At 50.3% G+C, this 24,692-nt stretch carries 19 protein-coding genes; 9 read left to right on the top strand and 10 right to left on the bottom strand.

What is annotated here, in order from left to right; genetic code table 11:
• Window positions 1–4 precede the first annotated feature (4 nt).
• The gene (locus tag ACQ9LF_RS09625) at window positions 5–553 is read left to right on the top strand and encodes a sigma-70 family RNA polymerase sigma factor (protein ID WP_462489183.1); all 549 of its coding nucleotides are present in this window, start codon (window positions 5–7) and stop codon (window positions 551–553) included.
• Window positions 554–556: 3 nt separating this feature from the next.
• Entirely contained in the window at window positions 557–2,287 is a 1,731-nt protein-coding gene (locus tag ACQ9LF_RS09620; protein WP_462489182.1) for an NPCBM/NEW2 domain-containing protein, read from the top strand.
• Window positions 2,288–2,330: 43 nt separating this feature from the next.
• Here ACQ9LF_RS09620 and ACQ9LF_RS09615 read toward each other — a convergent pair whose 3' ends face one another.
• Window positions 2,331–3,881 carry a DUF3472 domain-containing protein gene (locus ACQ9LF_RS09615; protein ID WP_462489181.1) on the bottom strand — a complete coding sequence of 517 codons (1,551 nt, stop codon included), beginning with the start codon at window positions 3,879–3,881 and terminating at the stop codon, window positions 2,331–2,333.
• Window positions 3,882–4,341: 460 nt separating this feature from the next.
• Between ACQ9LF_RS09615 and ACQ9LF_RS09610 the strand changes: the two genes are divergently transcribed.
• From ACQ9LF_RS09610 to ACQ9LF_RS09595, 4 genes are all read left to right on the top strand, one after another.
• Window positions 4,342–6,045 (top strand): Na/Pi cotransporter family protein, encoded by a 1,704-nt coding sequence (locus ACQ9LF_RS09610; RefSeq protein WP_462489180.1) that lies wholly within the window; start codon window positions 4,342–4,344, stop codon window positions 6,043–6,045.
• 137 nt (window positions 6,046–6,182) lie between these two features.
• A complete protein-coding gene (ahcY, locus tag ACQ9LF_RS09605) occupies window positions 6,183–7,634 on the top strand; it encodes an adenosylhomocysteinase (RefSeq protein WP_462489179.1) in 1,452 nt (483 codons plus the stop codon).
• Between the two features lie 58 nt (window positions 7,635–7,692).
• Window positions 7,693–8,103 carry an archease gene (locus tag ACQ9LF_RS09600; RefSeq protein WP_462489178.1) on the top strand — a complete coding sequence of 137 codons (411 nt, stop codon included), beginning with the start codon at window positions 7,693–7,695 and terminating at the stop codon, window positions 8,101–8,103.
• Between the two features lie 43 nt (window positions 8,104–8,146).
• Window positions 8,147–9,577, top strand: coding sequence for an RtcB family protein (locus ACQ9LF_RS09595; protein WP_462489177.1), 1,431 nt, complete (start codon window positions 8,147–8,149; stop codon window positions 9,575–9,577).
• A gap of 63 nt (window positions 9,578–9,640) precedes the next feature.
• Here ACQ9LF_RS09595 and ACQ9LF_RS09590 read toward each other — a convergent pair whose 3' ends face one another.
• Window positions 9,641–11,578, bottom strand: coding sequence for a HAMP domain-containing methyl-accepting chemotaxis protein (locus tag ACQ9LF_RS09590; RefSeq protein WP_462489176.1), 1,938 nt, complete (start codon window positions 11,576–11,578; stop codon window positions 9,641–9,643).
• Window positions 11,579–11,995: 417 nt separating this feature from the next.
• Between ACQ9LF_RS09590 and tatC the strand changes: the two genes are divergently transcribed.
• The gene (gene tatC, locus ACQ9LF_RS09585; protein ID WP_462489175.1) at window positions 11,996–12,802 is read left to right on the top strand and encodes a twin-arginine translocase subunit TatC; all 807 of its coding nucleotides are present in this window, start codon (window positions 11,996–11,998) and stop codon (window positions 12,800–12,802) included.
• Here the strand turns inward: tatC and ACQ9LF_RS09580 are convergent.
• From ACQ9LF_RS09580 to ACQ9LF_RS09555, 6 genes are all read right to left on the bottom strand, one after another.
• Window positions 12,799–13,041 (bottom strand): Sec-independent protein translocase subunit TatA/TatB, encoded by a 243-nt coding sequence (locus ACQ9LF_RS09580; protein ID WP_462489174.1) that lies wholly within the window; start codon window positions 13,039–13,041, stop codon window positions 12,799–12,801. The genes tatC and ACQ9LF_RS09580 overlap by 4 nt on opposite strands.
• Window positions 13,042–13,212: 171 nt before the next feature.
• Window positions 13,213–14,208, bottom strand: coding sequence for an L-glyceraldehyde 3-phosphate reductase (gene mgrA / locus ACQ9LF_RS09575; RefSeq protein ID WP_462489173.1), 996 nt, complete (start codon window positions 14,206–14,208; stop codon window positions 13,213–13,215).
• A 51-nt stretch (window positions 14,209–14,259) separates the two neighbouring features.
• A complete protein-coding gene (locus tag ACQ9LF_RS09570) occupies window positions 14,260–15,693 on the bottom strand; it encodes an MATE family efflux transporter (RefSeq protein ID WP_462489172.1) in 1,434 nt (477 codons plus the stop codon).
• A gap of 252 nt (window positions 15,694–15,945) precedes the next feature.
• The gene (locus ACQ9LF_RS09565) at window positions 15,946–16,077 is read right to left on the bottom strand and encodes a hypothetical protein (protein ID WP_462489171.1); all 132 of its coding nucleotides are present in this window, start codon (window positions 16,075–16,077) and stop codon (window positions 15,946–15,948) included.
• A gap of 145 nt (window positions 16,078–16,222) precedes the next feature.
• Window positions 16,223–17,152 carry an NAD-dependent epimerase/dehydratase family protein gene (locus ACQ9LF_RS09560; protein WP_462489170.1) on the bottom strand — a complete coding sequence of 310 codons (930 nt, stop codon included), beginning with the start codon at window positions 17,150–17,152 and terminating at the stop codon, window positions 16,223–16,225.
• Window positions 17,149–18,507 (bottom strand): deoxyribodipyrimidine photo-lyase, encoded by a 1,359-nt coding sequence (locus ACQ9LF_RS09555; protein ID WP_462489169.1) that lies wholly within the window; start codon window positions 18,505–18,507, stop codon window positions 17,149–17,151. Before ACQ9LF_RS09555 ends, ACQ9LF_RS09560 begins: the two co-directional genes overlap by 4 nt.
• 233 nt (window positions 18,508–18,740) lie before the next feature.
• Here ACQ9LF_RS09555 and aspS point away from each other — a divergent pair, with 233 nt between their 5' ends.
• The gene (aspS, locus tag ACQ9LF_RS09550) at window positions 18,741–20,558 is read left to right on the top strand and encodes an aspartate--tRNA ligase (protein WP_462489168.1); all 1,818 of its coding nucleotides are present in this window, start codon (window positions 18,741–18,743) and stop codon (window positions 20,556–20,558) included.
• Window positions 20,559–20,623: 65 nt separating this feature from the next.
• Window positions 20,624–22,240, top strand: coding sequence for a sensor histidine kinase (locus ACQ9LF_RS09545; protein WP_462489167.1), 1,617 nt, complete (start codon window positions 20,624–20,626; stop codon window positions 22,238–22,240).
• Between the two features lie 19 nt (window positions 22,241–22,259).
• On the opposite strand, the gene ACQ9LF_RS09540 is transcribed toward ACQ9LF_RS09545, so the two are convergent.
• Entirely contained in the window at window positions 22,260–23,210 is a 951-nt protein-coding gene (locus ACQ9LF_RS09540) for a hypothetical protein (RefSeq protein ID WP_462489166.1), read from the bottom strand.
• A 47-nt stretch (window positions 23,211–23,257) separates the two neighbouring features.
• On the bottom strand, window positions 23,258–24,406 hold the full coding sequence (locus ACQ9LF_RS09535) for a type IV pilus twitching motility protein PilT (protein WP_462489165.1): 1,149 nt from the start codon (window positions 24,404–24,406) through the stop codon (window positions 23,258–23,260).
• Window positions 24,407–24,692 lie beyond the last annotated feature (286 nt).

The raw sequence follows: 24,692 nt of genomic DNA, 5'->3' as shown, positions 1-24,692 counted from the left end.
AATTATGGTTACCCATGATAACAATCTGATGGGGCGTCTGGATCCAGATAATTCAGATACATTTATTCGGCTACTGATACCGAATCAAAAGTCAATCTTTGCTTATATTCTGGCCGTTATTCCGAATTATTCTGATGCTGAAGATATTCTCCAAAATACGATATCGGTTATCTGGAGAAAGTTTTCTACATATCAGCCAGGGACTGATTTTCAGGCATGGGCCATCCAGATTGCTCGCTATGAAATCTATAATTTCTTCAAGAAAAACCCCTCCGGACAATGCACCCTGAATGAACAGCTGCTGGAAGTGATTGAGCAGGAATCCGGTACCATGCTTGATGGGCTTGAGCAGCGTTTGGCGGCTCTGAAGGAATGTGTGGTCAAATTGAATTCTCAGGATAGGCAGCTGATTAAATTGCGGTATGAACAGGATTGTACCCTCAAAGCGATCAGTTCGCGGTTGGGCATATCGACGACAGCTGTATTCAAACGCATTGCAATTATTCACGGGCGATTGGTTCGCTGTGTCCGTATGCAGTTAGCCCTGGAGTAATCGATGAATCCGACAGAACACAAAAACTTTTCACGTGAGCTGGCAGAGCTGATTGTGCTGTCGATGGAAGGGCACGCCAACGTCGAACAGACGCGCCGGCTTCAGCAGATCCTGCTGGATTCTGCCCCGGCACGGCAATACTATTATGAAGTGATTGCCAGCTATATCGGTCTAAACAGTCCTGAGGTGCTTCGTGAGTTAAACAGCAAGCCCGAGACCGTTCGCAATTATATTTCCCTGTATGATGAATTGGCCAGCCAGGAAGAGCAGGCCCCGACAGTGCTTTTGCCGCGGAAACGCAAAGGCTGGACGTGGCGAAAGAAACCCCGCCGACAGGAACCGGCGCATGAAATCGTCGAACCTGTTCAGATTATGCGTCCGCTGGTCAAGCGAAGTTATTTTGCGATGAAGTTCTTTGCCGCCTGTGCGGCGGTATTTTTGGCCTTGCTGGTATATGTCTATTATCATCCCCGGCCCATCGATCGCTATGTTGCTCATATTGATGATGTGTTAAATGTGCAGTGGTCTCAGGGGACGGCGTTGCGCGGCAATCGTACCAGTTTGTCGGACCGCGATTTTTATTCGCTGCTGAGCGGTTATGTCAGGATGCAGTTTGACTCCGGGACCGAGGTTGTTGTTGAAGGTCCATCGGTATTCCGCTGCAACTCGGAAAACTCGCTGTTTCTGGAACAGGGCAAGGTGTTTGTCAAAGTTGCTGCCGGCCAGGAGGGGTTTGTGGTTCGCACGCCTTCGGCCAAGATTACCGACCTGGGCACTCAGTTTGGTGTGCATGTCAGGCCCGGCGGTCTGGTCGAAGTCCAGATGGTTGAAGGCAAGGCCCTGGTAGAATATGAAAATGATGCTGCAGAAAAAGAGGCCGTTGTGTTGTCTGCTGGAAACGCGATGAGTATCGATTCTGTGATTCGTTCAAGTGAAGCGATTCCGTATGATGATTACTATTTTGCCCGTACGATTAATTCGCAGGAAAAGATTGTCTGGCGGGGGCAATCCTTAAGCCTGGCTGACATCGCCGGCGGGGGCAACGGACTGGGCAACGGCACGATCAATCAATCCATTGACCTGATCACCGGTCAGATCGATGCCGACACCCATATCATGCGAGTTCCCGGTCCCGGCAAGTATATCCCGACACCTCATGTGCCCTATGTGGACGGGGTTTTTGTTCCCGATGGAGGGCAAGGACCTGTTCAGATCAGTTCTACGGGACTGGTCTATGAGGCCTGCCCTGATACCGATGGCCATTATTCCTGGGACATTCATTACGGTCTGTACGATGTGAATCCGCCATCGGAACGCAAGTCATTCCTGCTTAACGGCAAAGAGGTTTCGCTGGCTTCCTGTCCGACCCTTTGTCTGCATGCCAATGCCGGCATTACCTTTGACCTGCTGCAGATTCGTCAGTTCCTTCATGGTGTGACGGCCGCCTCCTTTACCGCTTATTGTGGAATTGACAAAGAAGTACTTGAGCATGAGCGACGCTTTGGAAAGAGTCGCACCAAAGCGGATGTTACGGTTTTGCTGGATGGTGTAGTGGTCTTTGAGAAAAAAGCCCTGGACTTATCTGACGATTTTATCCCAGTGAATGTCCGGATTAAAGGGGATGCCCGCTTCCTGACACTGATATCCACCAACAGCGCCGGGGATGACACATCCTATTTGTCATGGGTCTTGTGGGCCAATCCCAGGATTCACCTGAATACGACATCACGATAAAGGACGGTCTGGGGGGACGTCCTTTTTCTTTTTGTTGTGTGGATTACTTTTTCTGTGTGTAAATCCGCACGTAATCGATTAGGAATTTCTGCGGGAAAATAGCGTCATCAATTCCCTGCTGGCCGCCCCATGCACCGCCAATGGCGGTATTGAGTATTAGATAGTGCGGTTTGTCAAAAGGCCAGACCTCGCTGCCGGTTCCCTCGTTTTTGAATGTAAAATAGTTGTGGTTATCGAAGAAAAACTCCAGCCGGTCCTTATACCATTCCAAGGCATACAGGTGGAATGTCTCCCAGGGCTTGTCGGCCAGGATGCTGGACCCTTTGCCGGTTTTTTTGACGTGGTTATAGGTGGTGGTATGAATGTTGGCATGTATCCGCTGCGGATCATATCCTACGTTTTCCATAATATCAATCTCGCCGCAGGCGGGCCAGCCGACCTGTCGGATCGAGTCCCCCAGCATCCAGATTGCCGGCCAGGTTCCTTTGCCCGTGGGCAATTTTGCCCTGACTTCAATCCGCCCGTATAAAAACGACTGTTTGCCTGCAGTGATCACGCTGGCGGAGGTATAGTGGCCGTCTTTGAAGTCTTCTTTCCGCGATTCAATTACCAGGCATCCATCTTCCTGTCGGGCGTTTTCCACTCGCGCGCGGGTATAATACTGTTTTTCCTGATTGCGGATAAATCCCTCCTCATAATTCCATTTCGCCGAATCCAGCAGTCCTGAGCCATTGAATTCATCCGACCAGCTCAACTGCCATTGTGGGTCCTCCGGCTGTACAAACAAGTCGGTTTTGCAGGTCATTGAGGATTGCAAGGCCATCTGGTTTTGAGTGTCTCCGCCCGTTTGAAGGAAAAAGCCGCCGTCGGCAAGACCTGCATTAATGTGCATGGCGGGATTATTGTCGGCAGTAAATGTCGCCTTCCCAAGGGCGGTCCACTGTCCATCTACGGCCTGTACCCAGCCGTTGCCGAATCGGGCCCGGCGTATTTGCTGAGCACTCGTGCCGTTACGGCGAAAATCTTCGATAAAGGAATAATAGCCGCTTAATGAATCGCCGCCGGTAATGGTCTGGAATGTTGCCAGATGTTTCCATTGTTTGGTCTGGGGCAGATAGAAAAACGCCGCATAGGTTGTCCGGTCCCCCTTTACGGTTGCTTTGACCATACATCGAATCCGCTGGCCGATTTTCCAGTCGTACTCGAACATGCTTTTACCGCCTGTCCCTTCATTGCCAAACCGGTCGATCTTGACATCCGGGTCATGGTAAAGGACTTTGACCCGCTGTTCTTCCGGCACGCTGTTGGGATTGTTCTGGTTGCCCGGGTCCCAGACTGAAAACAGGACAATTTTACGGCTGTCGTAAAGTTCCTGTATCCCGAAATAGCCGTTCTTGAATCCGCACACACAAAAATAGCTGCCCGGTACCGACTCTTCGACTGTCAGCTCATTGTAATAGGTCATCCCGGCCGGGGCAGGGTACCACAAATGGACGCTGCGGGCGGCCCTGGGAGCATTCTGTTCCGCAGCGGTACCATAACCAACAAACCATACCAGCCATACCACCGGAGCAATCCAGGAAATTCGTTGCATTGTACTGTCCTTTCCATTCGTACAGGTAGTTTGCTACAGGGCGAAATCGCCTATTTGATATAAGGACTCAACAACCTGTGTTCGGGATACAGCCAAATGGTGCAAAAAGAGGGACAGGCTTAAAAAAATCTCAAAACGCGGATAAGCCGGAATTTTAAACTGAAACGTTCCCCATATTGTCGGATTGTGTTGCCTCAACGGGCTAAAATGTTAGATTTTTGTGAAAAAAGGGTTGCCTCAATCCAGATTGTTGCATATAATTCCTACTCAATTGTGGTATATTCTGGGGTGATAATGTGGTTCTTGTTTTTGGATTCAATGGAAGCTGTAAGTGTACCCTTTCAAAGCCGAGATAGTTAGAGAAGTTGTATTCGTAATAAAACAGTCAAGAAAAGCAGCAAGGCCCGGAATGAATCATCGTTTGAAAGACCATTACCGCAAGGTGTGAATCAGGAGAAGTATGGACGTTCAGAAAATAGTTGAAATTCTATTTGTGGTTATCGGGGGGCTGGGTGTTTTTCTGCTGGGCATGAAATTCATGTCCGAAGGGATGCAGGCAGTTGCCGGCGAGCGGCTGCGAAAACTGATTGGTGCTGTTACCAACAACCGGTTTTTGGCCTGCGGTGTTGGGACGGCTGTTACCAGTATCATCCAGTCCAGTTCGGTAACCACTGTGATGGTTGTCGGGATGGTCAATGCCGGGATTATGACACTCAAGCAGGCGATTGGTGTTATTTTTGGCGCCAACATCGGTACCACGATTACCGGTTGGATATTGACGGTCAAAATTGATAAGTATGGGCTGCCATTACTTGGGGTTGCGGCCCTGTTTTATTTGTTTTCACGCCGCGACCGCATTCGTTTTACCGCGATGTTTTTCCTGGGCCTGGGGATGGTGTTTTTCGGTCTGGAGCTGATGAAAGAAGGCTTTTCGCCGGTCAAGGATATGCCTCAATTTGTGGAATGGTTTCATCGGTTTGAACCCGTCAATTATTTTGGGGTGATGAAGTGTGTTCTGGTGGGGGCTGCTTTAACCGCTATTGTGCAATCCTCCTCGGCAACGCTGGGTATCACCATGGCGCTGGCTTTTTCGGGCATCATCAACTTTAAAACCGGTGCGGCGCTGGTGCTTGGTGAAAATATTGGCACAACGATCACCGCGTTTCTGGCTTCGCTGGGTACGACCACCAATGCCCGCCGTGCGGCCTATGCGCACATGCTGTTCAATGTCCTGGGTGTGCTGTGGATTACGACCATTTTTCAGCCCTACACTCAGAGTGTTGCCTGGTTTGTTGAACACTTTCAGCAGGGGCATCTGCCTGATGAAGCGGTCTATGTCGACAATGCCGTAACGTATCCCTATACACAGGCAGCAATAGCGGCGACACATACCGGATTTAACATTCTGAATACCCTGTTGTTTTTGCCGTTTGTTGGTCTTCTTGCTCGGGTTTTGAGGCATATAGTTCCAGACAAGACAGCCCCTGAAACTCCGCGGCTGACGTATCTGGATATGCGTCTGTTTGATACTCCTTCCATTGCTCTGGAACAGTCCTGGAAAGAAGTGCTCCGGATGGGGCAGACCTGCAGGACAATGATGGATACGCTCCGTGATATTCTGGATGCCGACCAGATTGATTCTGAAAAAGCGAACTCTATTTTCCAGAAAGAGAATGATATGGATATGGTCCAGAAAGAAATTGTTGAGTTTCTGGGCGATGTGATGGCTGGCAATATTTCGCATGAGGCCGTTGAGGAGAGCCGTCGTCAGGTCCGTATGGCGGACGAGTTTGAATCCATCAGTGATTATGTGACGGCGATTCTGAAATTGCGGCTGAAAATCAGGGATGGTCAATTGCGTATTACGCCGGAAGGCAAGCAGGATTTGTTGAAACTCCACGATATGACGGCTAGCTATATCGACCTGATTAACAAAGCCGCTTATGCAGATGGGGTACAATTGGAATTCTTCAGTGAAGCAAAGACCAAAGGCACTGCTATTACTGTGACGATGAAAGAATGTCGCAGCAGGCATCTGGTTCGTGTAGGGCAGGGAGTCGCCACGCCGCTGAAAAGTCTGATTTTTACGGATATGCTGACCTCCTACCGCCGTATCAAGGACCATGCCTTTAATATTGCGGAAGTGTTGGCTGGAGAAAAATGACATAATATATCCTATATAAATGGCGAGGTTTTCAAGCGGTTTTGAAGAGGGGGGATTTGCTTGAAAACCTCGAATTTTTTCGATATAGTAGGGACCCATTCAATATCTATTATAATTCCGAAATCCAAGGAAAAATCATGAAGTCAATAAAAACTGTGGAATCAAAACACGTTCCAGAACTGGATCTGAGTTTGCCTTATAAGGTCAAAGATATTAGTTTGGCCCAATGGGGTCGGCGTGAAATGCAGCTTGCTGAAAAAGAAATGCCCGGTCTGATGGCGGTCCGTAAAAAATATGGTAAAATCAAGCCGCTCAAGGGGTTAAAGATTGCCGGCAGCCTGCATATGACCATTCAGACCGCGATGCTGATTGAAACCCTTGAGACTCTCGGAGCCAATGTCCGCTGGGCATCCTGCAATATCTTTTCGACGCAGGACCATGCCGCTGCGGCGATTGCTGCGGCGGGCAGGACGGCGGTTTTCGCCTGGAAGGGCGAGACGCTGGAGGAGTACTGGTGGTGTACGGAGCAGGCTTTGACTTGGCCGGACGGTTCAGGCCCGGATATGATTGTTGATGACGGCGGTGATGCGACGCTGATGGTTATTCAGGGTATGAAAGTCGAAAAGAATCCGTCGCTGCTCAAGAAGAAATCTGACAACAAAGAATTCCAGATTGTTCTTGACCGTCTGGCGGCTGGTTTGAAAACGTCACCCCGCAAATGGACATCGATTGTCAAAAAGCTGCGTGGGGTGTCAGAAGAGACCACCACGGGTGTTCATCGGCTATACCAGCTTGCTGAAGCGGGAGAACTGCCTTTCCCGGCGATTAATGTCAATGATTCCGTTACCAAGAGCAAGTTTGATAATCTTTATGGCTGCCGCGAATCGCTGGCCGACGGCATCAAGCGGGCAACCGATGTGATGGTGGCTGGCAAGGTGGTTGTTGTCTGTGGCTATGGTGATGTCGGCAAAGGTTGTGCCCACTCGATGCGGGGCTTTGGTGCCCGGGTTCTGGTGACTGAAATTGATCCTATCTGTGCTCTGCAGGCCATGATGGAAGGTTACGAAGTGACGACGATGGATGAGGCCGCCCCGATCGGTGATATTTTTGTTACTGCTACGGGCTGTTGCGATGTCATCACGGGTGCACATATGGAACAGATGAAGGATGAAGCGATTGTCTGTAACATTGGCCATTTTGACAGCGAAATTGAGATGTCCTATCTGGAAAACAACCCCAAATGCAAAAAGCTAACCATCAAGCCGCAGGTCGATAAATGGACACTCCAGTCGGGCCGGTCAATTATTGTGCTGGCTGAAGGCCGTCTGGTCAATCTGGGCTGTGCCATGGGCCATCCGAGTTTTGTGATGAGCAACAGCTTTACCAACCAGAGTCTTGCCCAGATATGGCTGGCGACTGAAAAGCTTAAACCCGGAGTATATACCCTTCAGAAAAAACTGGATGAAGAAGTTGCCCGGATGCATGTCGAGGCGCTTGGAGGAAAAATCACCACCTTAACCAAACGGCAGGCTCGTTATCTGGGCGTGTCTGTCGATGGTCCATACAAGCCGGACCATTATCGCTATTAAACCGTTTTGCGACAGATTCTTACAGATGAACTACCAGTTTTGATTTGGAGTGTTGCCGATGTGGGAGCATTTCCATCATCTGGCGGATATTGGTGTACGGGGAATGGCTCCGACGCTGGAAGGCGCCTTTGAGGAGGTTGCGGTTGCCCTGATGGCGGTAATCTGTGACCCTGACAAGGTGGCTCCACAGACAGCTGTTGAAATCCGTTGTAATGCTGCGGAATTGGAGATGCTGCTGGCGGATTGGCTCAATGCGCTGATTTATGAAATGGACGTCCGCAAGATGCTGTTCAGTAAATTCCGGGTGCACATTGATGGAGACGCTCTGTCTGGTATTGCGTGGGGAGAAAAAGCGGATCTGTCCAGACATCAGACTGCTGTGGAGGTCAAAGCCGCGACTTATCTGGAACTTCAAGTTGCCAAACACACCGACGGTCAATGGATTGCTCAGTGTGTGGTGGACGTTTAAGGTCGTCTTTGAGGTGAGCACATGAGCCATCAGGAGGGTGTCAATGGATCGAACATTAGTCAAACAGCGTTCGGCATATAAATGGCTTCTTGAGCGAAGCGGCAAGATGCGTGTTGATGGTATCATTTACGCATCCGAAGCCCTGATTGCCGAGATGGACAACAAAGTTGCCGAACAGATACGCAACGTTGCAACGCTGCCGGGTATTGTTGTTGCATCGTTTGCCATGCCTGATGCTCACTGGGGATATGGGTTCTGTATCGGCGGCGTCGGGGCGTTTGACCCGGAACAAGGGGGGATTATCTCCGCCGGCGGCGTGGGATTTGATATAGCCTGCGGCGTGCGGACTCTGCACACTGGATTGAAAATTCAGGACATTGAACACTGCAAAGCCGACATCGCCGACACCCTGTTTCGCCATATTCCGGCTGGTGTCGGCAGTACCGGCAGACTCAAACTGACTCCGCAAAGGCTCGATGAAGTTCTCGCCGGTGGGGCGGTCTGGGCGGTTGGACAGGGATTTGGGATCCCTCGCGACCTGCGGTTTATTGAATGTGGCGGTCAAATGCATGGGGCAGACCCGGGGTGTGTATCCAAAGAAGCCAAAAAACGGCAGGAACAGGAAATGGGCACGCTCGGTTCCGGCAATCACTACCTCGAGGTTCAGCAGGTCGTTGAGATTTACGATGAGTCAGCCGCCAGGGCCTTTGGCATTGAACTGGGGGATATCAAAATCAGTATCCATTGTGGTTCCCGCGGCCTGGGGCATCAGATTGGAACCGACTATCTCAAGCAGATGAGCCTGGCGGCCAAATCCGCAGGTCTTGAACTGCCTGAGCGTGAACTGGCCTGTGCCCGCCTTGATTCACCGGTTGGCAGAAGCTATCTGGCGGCCATGCGGTCCGGCATCAATTGTGCCCTGGCCAATCGACAGATTCTGACCCATCTGATTCGAGAGGCGATGGCTGAGATTCTGCCCCGAGCCGATATTCAGTTACTATATGATGTCTCGCACAATACCTGTCAGGAGGAAGAACACCTGATCGATGGCAAAAAGAAAAAGGTTTTTGTCCATCGCAAGGGAGCCACGCGAGCCTTCGGACCGGACAGCCCGGACCTGCCGAATGAGTATCGCTCTGTCGGCCAGCCCGTACTGATTGGCGGTACGATGGGAACGGCTTCCTATATTCTGGTCGGCGGACCGCGAAGCGAATCCCTGTCGCTGGGATCGTCCTGTCATGGTGCCGGGCGACAGATGAGCCGAACCGCTGCGACCAAACAATGGCATGGAAAAGAGATTGCTCGCACACTGGAACAGCAGGGCATTCTGATACGTTCGGCATCTCTTCGCGGCCTGGCCGAAGAAGCCCCGGGGGCCTATAAAGATGTCAGCGAGGTAGTCGAGGTCTCTGATGCGGTGGGGCTGGCGACCAAAGTGGCCAAACTTTTGCCGCTGATTTGTATCAAGGGATGAGCAGTCCCAATAAAAAAGGCCGGCTTGTTCAGCACGGCCTTTGATATGGAATACAGCTGAAGATTAGCTGTTAAAATCCGCAAAATCCTTATGCGTGGTCTGGAGGGTATGCCCAGGATTGCCACCTTCGGCTATCGCATGGAAAGCCTTGTCGGTTAACGACAAGTCCCGCGATTTACGTCCGGCAGGGCTCTTGCGTGCGGCTGCGGAGGATGCAATCTGATGGTTGGTTCCATTGATTAATCCATCCAGGCTGGCCACAATTTCCTTCATCGAGAAGGCCTGAGCATTTAATTCTTCCGAGGCGCTTGCCGATTCTTCAGCGTTGGCGGCATTCTGCTGGGTGACTTTATCCATCTGGGAGACGGCCGTGTTGATCTGGTCAATGCCCTGGGCCTGTTCCTTGCTGGCGGCGGCAATTTCGCTGACCAGGTCTGTTGTTTTGCTGATGCCCTGAACGATTTCATCCAATGCGGCTTTGACCTGGCCGGAGATCTGGACGCCGTTGCGGGCGTTATTGACGGACTCTTCAATCATCCGAGCGGTGTTCTTGGCCGCTTCTGCCGACCGCATGGCCAGATTGCGAACTTCTTCGGCAACGACGGCAAATCCCTTGCCTGCTTCACCGGCGCGGGCGGCTTCGACTGCGGCATTCAGGGCCAGCAGGTTGGTCTGGAATGCGATCTCATCGATGACCTTGATGATCTTGGCCGTTTCGTCGGAGCTTTTCTGGATATCATTGATTGCCTGGGTCATCCGGCTCATCGCCTCGGCACCATTATCGGCGGCCTTGCGGGCTTCAAAGGCCAGGGTATTGGCCTGCGTGGCGTTATCGGCGTTTTGCTTGGTCATAGAAGCCATTTCTTCCAGACTGGAGGATGTTTCTTCCAGCCCTGCCGCCTGTTCGGTAGCACCCTGAGCCAGGGACTGGGAGGCTGAAGAAATCTGGGTGGATGCCGACGCGACCTGATCCGAGGCCTCGTTGAGGCTCTGAATCGAACGGTTGATGGGTTTGACAATACTGCGGGTAATCAGAAATGCCAGCAACATTCCTGCCAGAATGCCTGAGGCGGCAAAAGCAACAAATATCACATTGCTGGTGGCAATAACCCGGTTCATGGTTTGATTCAAGTGTTCGCTGACAAAGGTGATATCTCCTGCGATTTTGAGTGCGATGGTACGCAGGGACTGAATGGCCTGCCGCTGGGTCAGAATGCCATCATAAAAAGTTTTTCCAGCTTGCTGATATAAAGCAAGATGCTCGCTCAGTTTTTGGGCGGATTGAAACAGCTCTGGAATATCACTGACCTGCTGCTTCCAGCCGGCCAGTGCATCATTCAATTTAGCCTGCTGCTTCTGGTAGGCTTCCCACTGTGTGTCCGCATTGGTGGCGACCAGGTAGATGGCAGTGATGCGGGTCATCAGGAAATTTTGAACAATCTCTTCCTGAAGCTGAGTGGATAATCTGTCCCATTTGACCAGGGCTTCGAGATTGTTATCATTTTTGGCCTTTTCAATGGCCGGTTCGATGACTTTATCATGGGCTTCATTGATATTTTGATTGATGTCCCATCCGATCTTGCCCCACTCGGCAAAGCCCTGATCCTTGTTCTTTTGGGCTGTCACGTAGGACTCAAAAGTGGTTTTATAGGTCCCCAGCTCTCCCTGGGCCGATTCCATTTTCTGCCGGGCTTCCCCGTCAAGCTGACTGTTGGAGGCCGTCTGTGCCAAAGTCTCCGAAAAAGTCTTAAACTTGTCCTGCCACAGGTCGGCAGCGGATTTGTCGCCTTCGATTTTATCAAATTTATAGATTGCAAAATCCTTTTGCAGTTTTTCACACTGCGTCATTTGCTCAAGGACGACATTGGCCTGTTCATCCAATTGAGCAATGGAGCGAACCTGACTGAGCGATTTCCATCCCACAATTCCCAGGATAGCAGAAATAGCCACCATCAGTCCAAAACCTGCCCACAGCTTCGATGACAGTTTCATAGTCTTCATGTTTTTTCCTTTCATCGGTTACAGTAATCAATATGTCAAATTTGCCTCTGTACCTGAAACAGACGGCAAATACGGGGGTTGCATACGGTTTATCTGAATAAAAGAGGAGTCAGTTAAAAAAAAAGTACAAATAATCCCCTGGTCCGAGAAAATGTGATACTAAGTAGAATTACTTATTGTTTTAATTATTGTGAAATCAACGATGCACATTTAAGGTCTTATAATATTTTAATGCAAAATTGATTGTGAGCATTTCAGAGGAATATATGAGTATAACTACTTATTTAGGATACAGACAGACTACTTAATATTGTGAATTTTAGAACAAATAAAAGTCGTTGCAGGATTCAACTTTTTCACGTACACTTAAGACCTTTATAGACGTCTGTAAAGACAAACCTATTTCGGATAAGCGATATGGTGCGATACGAGAACGAAGAAGAACAATTGCCTTCGATGAGTCTGGGAGACCATCTGGAGGAACTCCGCGCACGGTTAATCCTTGCCCTGACGGGTTTTGCAGTCGCCTTAGTGCTCTCTTTTTTTATTGGTCATCGTTTTGTGCAGGCCCTGATGGTGCCATTTGAGAATGCGGTCAAACAGGCCGGCCTGAATACCAGTCATATTCAGGCTATTACGGTTGCTGAACCTTTTATGGTTTATATCAAAGCTGTTATTGTGCTGGCAATGCTGATTTCCTCGCCCTGGTTATTTTATCAGCTTTGGGCATTCATTTCTGCGGGTTTGTACAAAAAGGAGAAGCAATTCATTTATAAAGTTGTTCCGTTTTCTGCCGGATTATTCATTGCTGGGACGCTGTTTTTTATCTTTGTGATCGCCCCGATGACGATGAAGTTTTTCATCACGTTTAATCTGGGTATTGAATACCTCGAATATAATCCGCATATCGGCGACTATGTCAATTTAATACTGATGTTGTCCCTCATTTTCGGCCTGGCCTTTCAGATGCCGATTATTATAGTTTTTGCGGAAAGTCTGGGCTTGATTTCCCTGAAAACCCTCAAAGAAAACCGCAAATATGTGCTTTTGGGTGTGTTTGTTGTGGCGGCGATGGTGACCCCATCAGCCGACATGATTACACAAACTGCCCTGGCCATTCCCTTGTATATTCTCTATGAAGGCAGTCTGTTTTATTGCAGTATGAAAAGAAAAGGGGCTAAGCAGCCCGACGTGGTATTTCCGGAACCGGAAAAGCAATCTTAGCCGTTATTCTGTTTTTTTTCCTCGGAAAGCTGTTTGTCGGCTTGTTTGTCCGATTCATCCAATGCCCGGCTGATTTCGTTCTCCGATTCTTTGATGCCTTTTTTGAACTCAGTGATGCTTTTGCCCAGACCCCGAGCGATTTCCGGCAGACGCCGGCCAAATATTAACAGCGCCACCAGAGCAATCAAAATCCACTCAGCACCTTGAGGGAGACCCATAAAAGCAAGCATATTGGTCATCGAAACAATCCTTTCCGATTATTCTTTTGTTTGTAGTTCTCTAAATTCTATCATAAACCCGCCAAAGGTCAAGCATTTATGACTCTATTCACGGCAACAGGGATCTTTATATAAAATGCGCCGGCCTAGAATATGGTTACAAAATAAATCGAATGACCGGCATAAGGGGTATTAAATGCTTTTCCCGGCAACAATGATGTCTATTTCAGATAACTCTTGGCTTGTAAACTCGATGTTATTTATCGCCTTCAAATTATCCTGAATCTGTTCAACCCGGCTTGCCCCGATGAGGACCGAGGTGATACGCTTATCGGATAATAACCAGCTTATTGCCATCTGAGACAAACTTTGCCCCCGTCTCTGGGCAATACGATTTAAATCATTCAATTGTTTCACAAGCTGCGGAGTAATCATCTCCGGTTTCAGGAACTCGTTTTGCTTGCCTGCACGGGAATCGGCGGGGATGGAGCCATTAAGGTACTTGTTGGTCAAAAGCCCCTGGGCCAGGGGCGAAAAAACAATACAGCCCAGCCCCAATTCCTCCAGTGTTTCAAACAGAGCCTCACCATCTGGATTCCTTACCAGCATCGAGTGACGTGGCTGATGGATTATGAACGGGCAGTTCAGCCGTCGCAGGAACTCGGCAGCCTTGCGGGTCAGATTTGGCGGATATTTGGAAATCCCGGCATATAATGCCTTGCCCATCCGTACTGCATCCGCAAGGGCGGTCAGAGTTTCTTCCATTGGGGTGGCTGGATCGACCCGATGGGAATAAAAGATATCCACATACTCCAAATTCATCCGCTCCAGCGACTGGTCCAGGCTCGAGAGGACATACTTGCGACTGCCGCCGTCACCATAAGGTCCTGGCCACATCAGGTGGCCGGCTTTGGTTGAAATGACCAGCTCCTCGCGATATCCCGATAAGTCCGTCTTTAGAATAGTGCCGAAACAGTGTTCCGCGGCTCCCGGCGGGGGGCCATAGTTGTTGGCCAGGTCAAAATGGGTGATGCCGGCGTCGAAGGAAGTCAAAATCATCGCCCGGGCGGTGTCGAAGCTGTCCTGTTCCCCGAAATTCTGCCACAGTCCCAGGGATATTAATGGCAGCTTGAGGCCGCTTTTCCCGCAGGCACGATAGCTCATGGATTCATACCGCTTTGGATTCATGGTTTTATCTCCTGTCTCTATCGATATCCAACCAGACGACAAGTATCTCATTTACACTTCACGGGTTTCATTCAAGCTGGCAAATTCCGAGACCAGCGGTTCCTGCGGCTCGCCAACAAGCTGGATGGATCGCCACTTGCCGCTGCGATATCGCAGAAACAGCACTCCGCTGAACAACATCATGGTGATGCACAGGATACTCCAGGCCGATTGCGGCGTGAAGTGAAAATACCGCAGCGCCGCATCCAGTACACCCACCAGTGCCCAGTGCATTGTGACGGAAATGCACATGACCCAAAACGTATCCCCCGCTCCCCGCAAAGCCCCGCCAAAGACCAGCATCATCGCATCGGCCATGACATAGAGTGCCGCCATGCGGACCATGGTTACGGCCATCGGAAACGCCTGTTCGAATACGGGATCTGTCTGGGCGGGCCGAAATACCCCCACCAGATAATGCGGCAGCAGGGCAAAAATCATCAAGGTGCAGAACGAATATGCCCAGGCCAGTTTCAAGCCCGACAGTGTGGCGCGATGGGCCGTATCGGGCTGTTTGGCTCCCATGTATCGCCCCACAAGACTGATAACGCCGATATGAATCCCGATCAGGGGGATGAACGAGACCATATCCCAGTTGAATACGACGGTAACGGCTGCAGCAGAGGTCGGGCTGATGCCGTGAAATTTCAATACCAGAACTGTAAACGCCAGCATATTCAGAAAAAACTCAACGCCGGTCGGGTAGCCGTACCGCAGCAGTTTTTTCATGATAGGCCAGTGAAGGTGGAACGATTGGCGGACTGCAAACTCCAGCCGATTGGTTCTGATAAAATAGGATATGACCAGGATACTCAGGCCGACAACGCCGCCGGTCAGTGTGGCATAAGCGGCGCCGGAAATGCCCATAGCGGGGAATCCACCTTTGCCGAATATAAAGACATAGTCAAGGCCGACATTGGTAATCATTGCGGCCACGGTGGAGAACATGACCACGTGGGTTTTGCCCACTCCGGAAAAAAAGCAGCTCAGACAGTTACGAACCAGGCCGATGAGGGTTCCATAAATCAGGATATTGAAATAGACCTTTTGTGGCGCAAGCTGTTCCGGTGAGACCTTGACCAGTTCAAACAGCCACAGTCCCAGCGGCCGGCAGCATAGAATGATCGGATATGCCAGCAGACAGACCAGTACCCCCTGAGTAATTACTTTGGAACAGGATCCTTTTCGTCCGGCCCCAAAATATTGTGCTGCAAGGGCAGTGCAATAGCCGGTTAGGCCCAGGAAAAACGTTGTGAGCATAAAGCTGGTCAGGCCGCCTCCCATGGCGGCGGCCATCTGCTCAGAACCCAGTCGGGATAAAAACAACCGGTCAGTAAAAATCATCACCGTATCACAGGCATTGGACACCACCATTGGCATCGCAATCGCCAGCATTTCCCGTATTCCGCCGGGCCCATCCAATTGTCGTTTCAGAAGCGTATCCATAAGACCGACGATTGTACCGGCAATACAGCGAAGACTAAAGCAAAAAATATACCCAATGGGTATGATTAGTCCGCGAGCAAAAGAAGCAAGTGGTTGAAGCTACTGTACTTAGCCGCGACGAAACGGGAAATTTCAAGTAGGATCAATCTATATGCCAATAAAACTTCTTGCAGAGATTCAGATTTCTGCCCATAAAGCAAAAAAAGCCGGAACCACAAGCGGAGATTCCGGCCTGATCCATTCCGGGTCAAGTTAACAAATGGACAACCATTGCAAAATAAACGGCAGCATCAGCAGCAGGGCAATAGCCGCCATGACAAATGCCAGCCACTTGCGCTGGTCCTGAACAATCCCGATGATGCCGAACACCAAGGCCAGCGGCACACACACCATGCAGAGTATCGCTCCAAGCGATACAAGGGGGTTGCCTCACCCAGGCCGCATCACCATCAGCAATCCTATCGTAATCCCTGCCGCTGCCAGTAATTTTGCCGCAATCAGTCCGTATTTCATCATTTTTCCTTTTCGGTCAAGTCTGTGAAGATGTGTTATGTCTTCGCAGTAATTCACTGATATAATGTTTTCCCAGAAGATCCTTGTTTTGTTCCAGCCAGCATGTCAGTTTTGTGCTGCCGGTCGGAGGAGTGTCCACCACCAGCAGATTATTCATCAGGCTTTTTATCTCGTCTCCGGTTATCATGACATCGTGCACCCACAATCCAATCAGTTTACTGATCATCGCCGCAACAAAAGGCGGCGTCGGCAGGATAATCCGCCTGACTCCAATCGTCCTGGCAATGGTCTGGATAAATTCCCTGAATGTAAACGTTTCCGGGCCAACTGCATTGATTATCGCGTTTTCCCGGCTCATTCCCTGCTGTACACACAGATTTGCCAAATCGCCTACATAAACCGGCTGCAGTTTATACCGGCCCAGGCCGAATACTCCGAATATCGGAAATGTCCGGAGCATCCAGGCAACGTTATTGATCAGGACACCTTCGCTGCCGAACAGGATGGTCGGACGAACAATCGCATAGGAAATCCCCAGGTCCATCAAAAGCCGTTCCACCTGTGCTTTACCCCGAAAATAATCCAGCGGCGAGTCGATGGATGGATTGGTGATGCTGATATGGACGATCCGCTGCACGCCGGCCTTTTTGGCGGCTTCAAACAGTCGTGAGGTATTGGTAATTGCCTGTTCGAATGTGAATGTCTTGTGGTTGAATCGCACCCAGTATGTATTGTAAAGCGTGGTTACCCCTTCCAGTGACCGGCACAGCTTGTCCGGGTTGTCGAAGTCAAAGGGATAGGCCTTGACTTTATCGCCAAAGGGGTTGGGGCGATTTAGAGAATTTGTCAGCGTGATAACACGCTGTCCCGCTTCCAGCAATTGTCTGGCGATATAGCTTCCAGTATATCCGAAAGCACCCGTGACAGCATGGATTGGGAGATTCATAAATCACCGCCCGGCAAATATTTTTGGATATAGTCTTCCGGCCTGAATTTCCGCTTCAGGCCCGCATAATTCATATACCGTACTTTCCCGAATACAGGCCGCTGGCCCCAGGGGCGATCGTGTTTGCCGAAGCACCATGCCACCCCCGCGAAACTGTTCGGGTCGCGTCCATCCAGTTGGTATTTGTTATTCAGATACAATGCCCACTCAAAGGCCTGCTGTGGCGTTTTGGTCCATTCCAGAATCTTCTTGCCCCAGTACATCCGCATATAATTATGCATCTTGCCGGTCAGTACCATCTCCATCTGGGCGGCATTCCAGGCCGGGTCGTGCGTCCGGGCGTTTTCGAACTGCTCCAGCGTGTACACATACTCTCGTTGATCTTTTGCATGGACGTTGAGGGTATTGATTGCCCAGTTCGGCAGGGCGTCATACTCATCATATCGGCGATTGTACCAGACATAGTTGAATGCCAGCTCCCGCCGGACAATCAGCTCCTCCAGAAAGGCATCTTTGCCCGGGCTATCGGTAGCGGAAACCGCAAGGGCGATCTCCAGCGGGCTGATTTGTCCGAAATGCAGATAAGGGCTCAGGTGCGACTGAATATCCAGCGAGGGGTCGTTCCGCTGTGCGCCGTAGGAGTCCAGTTTCTGCGAAATAAAGACCTTCAGACGCCGGGACGCCTCCGCCGGCCCGCCCAAAAACACCTTCGATGCCGGCACGGATCGGTCGATGTTCAGTTTTTTGAGAATCGTATCGATGTCGCCAAGCGGGAGGGATTCAGGCAGCTTGTCAGTCCTGTGGAGGCGGGAATTCAGCCTGCTCGATTTAAATCCTGTCAAAAATGCCCCTAACTGCCGATGAATTCGCGGTCTCAGTGTCCCGGCCGAGAAATTCTCCTTATCTGAGGCTGTCTGTACCGGTACGATGACATTGGTAACCACCTCAATCATCTCGCAATCGACGGATTCGGCGACTTCCTGGCGCCAGTCCCGCTGAATCCGCAGGTAGCCATCATCCGTAATTATTATATCGGCTTTGTCCGAAAATGCTGCCAGGACCTCTGCTGGCCGGCCTATCCGGACCACCAGTTGAATTCCTCGACCTGCAAGGATGTGTTGGGTCTGAGCCAGTCCTTCCAGCATAAATTGGTAATGCCGCAAGTTTGCTTCCGGGTAGGCCGTTAAGGCAAACACCGTAATCAGGGGTTTTCTGCTTGAATTGGCTATACCCATGGCATATTCGAGGGCATGATTGAAATCGGCCCTCTGTGCCGCCTGCATCCAATACACCACCCAGGCCCGATTCTGGCGGGGTTTATGATTCAAGCTGCGTATGCGTTCTTTCTGAATCACGATAGCTCCTGATATCGAGTTGTATATCACACTATACGAAACAAGAGTAAAAATGTCATATAATTTTTATAATTTCAACCGAATTACCAATTTATAGAAGCACATGCAGACGGGGTATATCTATATAGTATGTGCTGATTCAAAGAATCCGTATTGACCTAAGCGATATTTTGGACTATATTTGTGCGCTTTGGATGGAGTATAATTCGGATTATAAAAATAAGGCGAAAACAATGTTAAAACGAACACAAACGTGCGGACAACCCAGAATTAGTGATGTTGGGCAGACAATCATATTGACCGGGTGGGTGAATTCCTATCGCGATCACGGAAATCTGGTGTTTATTGACTTACGCGACCGAACCGGTCTGGTGCAGCTTGTTTTTGATCCGGAAAAATACCCTCAGATTCACAAACTTGCTCGTACCCTGCGGTGTGAATGGGTCATTGGCATCAAAGGGACCGTCCGTCCTCGTGGCGAGGGGATGGAGAATCCTCGTCTTTCCACCGGTCAGATTGAAATTGCCGTCGAGGAACTGGAGATTTTCAATCAGTCCAAGACTCCGCCGTTTGAGATTGACAGCAACGTTAACGTCGGGGAAGAACTTCGCCTGCAATACCGCTATATTGACCTGCGGCGTCCGGGTATGCTCCATCGTCTTGCCGTGCGGCACCGTGTTGCCAAGATAGCTCGTGATTATTATGATTCCAATGGCTTCTGGGAAATCGAAACCCCCATGCTGGGCAAGAGCACGCCGGAAGGAGCCCGCGACTTTCTTGTCCCCAGTCGGCTCTATAAAGGGTCATTCTACGCCTTGCCGCAGTCGCCGCAGTTGTTCAAGCAGATCTTGATGGTCTCCAATGTGGACCGATATTTCCAGATTGTCCGCTGCTTCCGTGACGAGGACCCTCGTGCTGACCGTCAGGCTGAATTTACTCAGATCGATGTCGAAATGAGCTTTGTTCAGGCTGAAGATGTGATGACTATGAACGAGGCGATGATTGTCCGAGTTTTCAAGGAAATCCTGGGGCTGGAGATTCCCACGCCGATTCGCCGGATGACCTATGCACAGGCGATTGAGGAGTATGGTATTGACCGCCCCGATTTGCGGTTTGATATGCGGCTGAAGACCATTACCGATATTGCCGCTGCCAGCACCTTCCAGGTCTTTGTCAATACCGTCAACAAGGGCGGCATTGTGAAGGGCTTGTGCGTGCCTGGCGGTGCAAAGTACTCCCGCAGCGACATCGAAGTCGGCTTGACTCAATTTGTTACTGAGCTGGGTGCCAAGGGGCTGGCCTGGTTCAAAGTGGGGCCCGATGAAGCCACAGGTGCAATCAGCCTCAAGAGCAACATTGCCAAATTCTTTACCCCCGAACAGCAAAAGCAATTAATCGAACGCTTTGGGGCCAAAAATGACGACCTGATTCTGATGGTGGCCGATCAGCCTGCGATTGTCAATAAAGCCCTGGCACCGCTGCGTGTCAAACTTGGCAAAGATATGGGGCTGTGTGATTCCAATAAATTTGAATTTGTCTGGGTCGTTGATTTTCCGCTGCTGGAATGGAATGCCGATGAAAATCGGTTTGACTCCCTGCATCACCCCTTTACGGCCCCGGTTCCTGAAGACCTGCACAAACTCGATACCGATCCCGGCCATATCCGTTCCCAGGCCTATGACCTTGTCGTCAATGGCTCGGAAATCGGGGGCGGTTCGGTGCGTATCCACAATATGGAAACCCAGGCCAAAATCTTCGACCTGCTTAAGATTACCCGTCAGCAGGCTATGGATCGATTCGGCTTCTTCCTCAAGGCCCTGGAATACGGTGCACCGCCGCACGGCGGTATTGCTTTCGGTCTGGATCGTCTGATCATGATTCTGACTGGCACCGACAACATCCGCGATGTGATTGCGTTCCCCAAGACTCAGCGTGGTCAGTGTCTTTTGACTGAGGCCCCCAGTGGTGTCGATCAGGCTCAGCTGGATGAATTGAATCTGAAGGTTCAGAAACACCTGCACCAGCTGGAAGACAAGCAGGGCAAACCGTAATTGCGGACTGCTGCGGCGATTCCTTGAAACGCCTAATCCCGTCTGTAGATACCGCATGAGGATGTATGGCATTGAATTGGCAAAAAAGGCTTGATACGATTTTAGAAAAGCTTCGCTTAAAGCCTCTGTCGCTGGCCGAAAAATGCCGCATTCAGTTTGGTGCCGCCGTTGTGTTTAGTCTGATTCTGGCGCTGTGGATTCCGTATTTCTGGATGGGCAAGCTCACGGAAAAAAACGCGCTGGATGCCGGACGTGCGGTTGCTCAGAGTATTTTTGAACAGCATTTCCGTCTGCCGGCGCATGGCCAGGATGCCTTGCCGATGATTGATGAGACCGGCCAGATCCGTGCTGCCGATGATACGGTAGCCCAGTGGTTTCGGATGGATCCGGAAAAAGGACCCGCTGCTCTGGACCCGGCTCTCCAGAAGAAACTTAAACTTCTTCAAAAGAATGCCAATGTACAGGATATCGGATGGAAATCATCGGTCGATGGTGTGACCAAAAATATGTATCTGCACCTGGTCAGGGCCAGCGAATCCTGTCTGGTCTGCCACAATCCGCAGGGATCGGCCACGGCTTACAATAAAAATCAGGAAATCGGTGTGATCTGGGTCCAGACCTCCGCCCAGGAATTTTCCAAAACGCAGCTGCTCAATCGTCTTTGGATTATTGTTGCCGGACTGCTGGCCGCTACGGGTGCGATGGTCGCCTTTTACGCCATTACCCAGCGTGTTATCCTCAGACCCATTCGTCAGCTGCGGGCATTGGTGAATAACATCGCCGAAGGGAATTATGATGTTCGAAGTGCCATTAAAACCGGCGACGAATACGAGCGTCTGTCTGATGCGTTCAATCATATGCTGGACAATCTCTTGGAATCACAGACCAAGCTCCAGAAAGCCAATCAGCAGCTGGATGCCAAAATTGCCCAGCTTTCAGAAAAAAATATCGAGCTGTTCAAGGCCAATAAGCTCAAGAGCGAATTTCTGGCCAATATGTCGCATGAATTTCGTACCCCGCTTAATGCCATCCTGGGGTTTGCCGAGCTACTGCGTGAAAAACCTGGTGCCGATATCGAAAAATCCAGACGGTATGCCGAACATATTATTACCAGCGGTCGTTCGCTGCTGAATATGATTAATGACCTGCTTGATCTGGCCAAAGCCGAGGCAGGCAAGTTAACCCTGCATATTGAACGCACCAGTATCCAGCAGCTTTGCGAAGGCTTGTCGGCATTCTTTCTTCCGCTGACAGAAAAGAAAAAGCTGACGCTGGAGATAGAAGTAGACCCCAAAATCCCGCTGGTCATGACCGACAGCGGAAAAGTGCAGCAGATTCTCTACAATCTTCTGAGCAATGCCATCAAGTTTACCGCCGAAGGCGGTCGTATCGATGTCAAAGCCACGATGCCGACCGATATTACCGTGCGCATAGCCGTTATCGACACCGGCTGCGGCATTCCTCCGGAAGCTCAAGACCAGATATTCGAAAAATTTCGTCAGCTGGATGGATCCATTACCCGACTGGGGGAAGGGACAGGTCTGGGCCTGGCTATCTGCAAGCAATTGACTGATTTGCTGGCCGGAACCATCGGCCTGACAAGCGAGCTGGGCAAAGGGTCCACCTTCTGGCTTGAAATTCCGATTCATCTTCAGCCGTTGTCTGACGAAAATAAACCCTAAGCCCTGGGGACAGGCGGGATTAGGCTCCATCCTTGTTTTGTATTGTCCATAGCCAGGGACATGATCGTTTATAGTGCCTGCAGTACAATCCGATTACGCGCATGGCATACAACATTCCCAGAACCGCAGCCACACGGCCACCCAGATACAGGACTGTTTTGAGCGGAGTCATCTCCTTGGTTGTGGCAAACGTAAACAAACTAAAAAACCAGCCCACAAAGGCGATATCGACAATTACCGTGGTGACCAGATAGGGTCTAAACGTTTTTATGATTGTCCGAATCACCAGATCTGGCCGAAAGACCACGACCCAGGAAGGGGTATCCATGCCGAATATCGCCAAGATAAGTCCGAATAACAAACCGGATGTCAGCATCAATACGACATGAATCCACAGGGCTGCAATGCCCAGAGATTGCAGCCAGATGGCTATGATCATGCTTGGAATCAGGGATAGAAAGGCTGCTACGACAAATAAATAGATCGACTTAATCAGACTACCCAGATATTCAAATCCAAAACCGATATCCAGTTCCGGCAGGCTGTCTGGGACGATCGCGGTTGCACCAATAATTTGGAAATAGTACCAGCACTGTCCCCCCAGTGTAAAAAACTGCGTAATCCAGCCCACAATCAGCAGTAGCCGGAAGCATCCACCGGAAGCTCCGGTTACCGAAAACGAATAATCCAGGTCTCTAAAATAAAACTGAAATCCCGTCATTGCCAGGCAGAATACCAGACCTACCATGCTGTCTTTGACAAACAGGCCTTTCCAGCCATCCACAAAAATTGCCCGGTAAAAGCCCGGCAGGGGAGGTTCTGGGGGATCGACATAGATTTTGGCCTTCTCACCCTGTTTGGCTGGCACAATAAAACGGCAGGAACAATGAGTACACCGAACTCGCCGCCCGGCATACTCTTCCACCACCGCACAAAATCGTTTGCATTTGGGACAATTGAAACTCAGCACATCCAGCTCCCTGATGATGCTTGCCCCCAGGACCGCGTGCTTATTTTTTATGTCAGCTCAAGATCACTTTCGCTGTTCATGGCATCCTGGAAGCTCTTGAGATCATTGGCCCATTTCTGAGCCTCACGCAAATCGACAACACCACGTTTGACCAGCAATGCCAGATGGCGTTCCATGGTGATCATCTTCTCTTCCACCTGGTTTTTGGTCTTGACCTGAAGCTGCGAATAAACCTGTTCCAGCTTGTTTTTGCGAATCAGGTTGGCGATGGCATAGTTGTTGTTTAATATCTCCATCGCCACGACGCGTCCTTTGCCGTCCTTGCGAGGCAGCAGCTTCTGGCTGATGATATACCGCAATCCAAGCGACAACTGGTTGCGAACTTCTTCCTGCCGGCCTTCCGGGAAAAAATCCAGAATACGGGTAATGGAACCGACCGAATCACGCGTATGCAGAGTCGAAAATACCAGATGCCCTGTCTCTGCGGCTGTCAAAGTCATGGATACGGTTTCCTGATCACGCATCTCACCGACGAAGATCACATCGGGGTCCTGCCGCATCATGGATCGCAATCCCGATGCAAACGATGTAACATCACGCCCGATTTCCCGTTGTGAAATCATCGAGTTTTTCTGGGAGTAGATATATTCAATAGGGTCTTCCAGGGTGATAATCCGGCAGGCACGGTTTTCATTAATCCGTTCAATCAGCGAGGCAATCGTGGTGCTTTTGCCTGCCCCGGTAATTCCGGTGAACAAAACCAGACCGTGTTTTCGCCGGACAATGTCCTGCCAGGCATCATTGGGAAACCCGATTTGCTCCGGGGGAGGGATTACCGTTCCCAGGGCCCGAATGGCCGCACACAGGCCGTCATTTTCATAAAAGGCGTTAATCCGGAACTGGATTGTCCCGTATTTAAAAGAGCAATCCACCGCCAAATCACGTTTGAGGGATTCGATGTTCTTTTCCCCCAAGAGCGGGAAAATCAGTTTTTCTGCCACATCCTGGGTTACGATTCCGCCCTTGAGTTTAACCAATTCTCCATCGATGCGATAGCAGGGTTGTGTGCCCACCTTGATATGCAGATCGGATACCCGCATGGCTCCCTGCTTCTCAAAATAGGCCAGCATATCATTGATGCTGAGCAAGGCACCTTCCCCGGCCGGGAAGACCTTTTGATCGGTGGTATATTCCATAAGCTGACAACTCCTATTATAAAGTATCGAATTGTCTCCCATTTTACCCGCCGCTATTACAATATGCAAAGACTTTTACGTCAGCAATTGGGCGGTTTTATGGTCCCGGCGTTGCAGGTATGGTCTGATAATAGACAGAAAAATGCAGCCGGGATGCCTTTAATGTCTAATAATGAATACGTAGTTATACCATCCCGTATTTTTCCCGATATTTAGGGTAATATTGCTGACAATTTGGATCTTTGACTGCGGCAGGCAGCAAAATTGGAATGTCAGTGAAGACAGA

Origin of the sequence: Anaeroglomus insulsum, from assembly GCF_050689095.1 — a bacterium.
Taxonomy (GTDB): domain Bacteria; phylum Planctomycetota; class Phycisphaerae; order Sedimentisphaerales; family Anaerohalosphaeraceae; genus Anaeroglomus; species Anaeroglomus insulsum.
Note: the sequence above shows the minus strand (reverse complement) of the source record. Positions and strands in the feature narration are given on the sequence as shown.

Excerpts from the sequence above, each read along its gene's own strand:
- ACQ9LF_RS09625 (WP_462489183.1), top strand. The coding sequence starts at position 5 with ATGGTTACCCATGATAACAATCTGATGGGGCGTCTGGATCCAGATAAT.
- ACQ9LF_RS09620 (WP_462489182.1), top strand. The coding sequence starts at position 557 with ATGAATCCGACAGAACACAAAAACTTTTCACGTGAGCTGGCAGAGCTG.
- ACQ9LF_RS09615 (WP_462489181.1), bottom strand. The coding sequence starts at position 3,881 with ATGCAACGAATTTCCTGGATTGCTCCGGTGGTATGGCTGGTATGGTTT.
- ACQ9LF_RS09610 (WP_462489180.1), top strand. The coding sequence starts at position 4,342 with ATGGACGTTCAGAAAATAGTTGAAATTCTATTTGTGGTTATCGGGGGG.
- ahcY (WP_462489179.1), top strand. The coding sequence starts at position 6,183 with ATGAAGTCAATAAAAACTGTGGAATCAAAACACGTTCCAGAACTGGAT.
- ACQ9LF_RS09600 (WP_462489178.1), top strand. The coding sequence starts at position 7,693 with ATGTGGGAGCATTTCCATCATCTGGCGGATATTGGTGTACGGGGAATG.
- ACQ9LF_RS09595 (WP_462489177.1), top strand. The coding sequence starts at position 8,147 with ATGGATCGAACATTAGTCAAACAGCGTTCGGCATATAAATGGCTTCTT.
- ACQ9LF_RS09590 (WP_462489176.1), bottom strand. The coding sequence starts at position 11,578 with ATGAAGACTATGAAACTGTCATCGAAGCTGTGGGCAGGTTTTGGACTG.
- tatC (WP_462489175.1), top strand. The coding sequence starts at position 11,996 with ATGGTGCGATACGAGAACGAAGAAGAACAATTGCCTTCGATGAGTCTG.
- ACQ9LF_RS09580 (WP_462489174.1), bottom strand. The coding sequence starts at position 13,041 with ATGACCAATATGCTTGCTTTTATGGGTCTCCCTCAAGGTGCTGAGTGG.
- mgrA (WP_462489173.1), bottom strand. The coding sequence starts at position 14,208 with ATGAATCCAAAGCGGTATGAATCCATGAGCTATCGTGCCTGCGGGAAA.
- ACQ9LF_RS09570 (WP_462489172.1), bottom strand. The coding sequence starts at position 15,693 with ATGGATACGCTTCTGAAACGACAATTGGATGGGCCCGGCGGAATACGG.
- ACQ9LF_RS09560 (WP_462489170.1), bottom strand. The coding sequence starts at position 17,152 with ATGAATCTCCCAATCCATGCTGTCACGGGTGCTTTCGGATATACTGGA.
- aspS (WP_462489168.1), top strand. The coding sequence starts at position 18,741 with ATGTTAAAACGAACACAAACGTGCGGACAACCCAGAATTAGTGATGTT.
- ACQ9LF_RS09545 (WP_462489167.1), top strand. The coding sequence starts at position 20,624 with ATGGCATTGAATTGGCAAAAAAGGCTTGATACGATTTTAGAAAAGCTT.
- ACQ9LF_RS09535 (WP_462489165.1), bottom strand. The coding sequence starts at position 24,406 with ATGGAATATACCACCGATCAAAAGGTCTTCCCGGCCGGGGAAGGTGCC.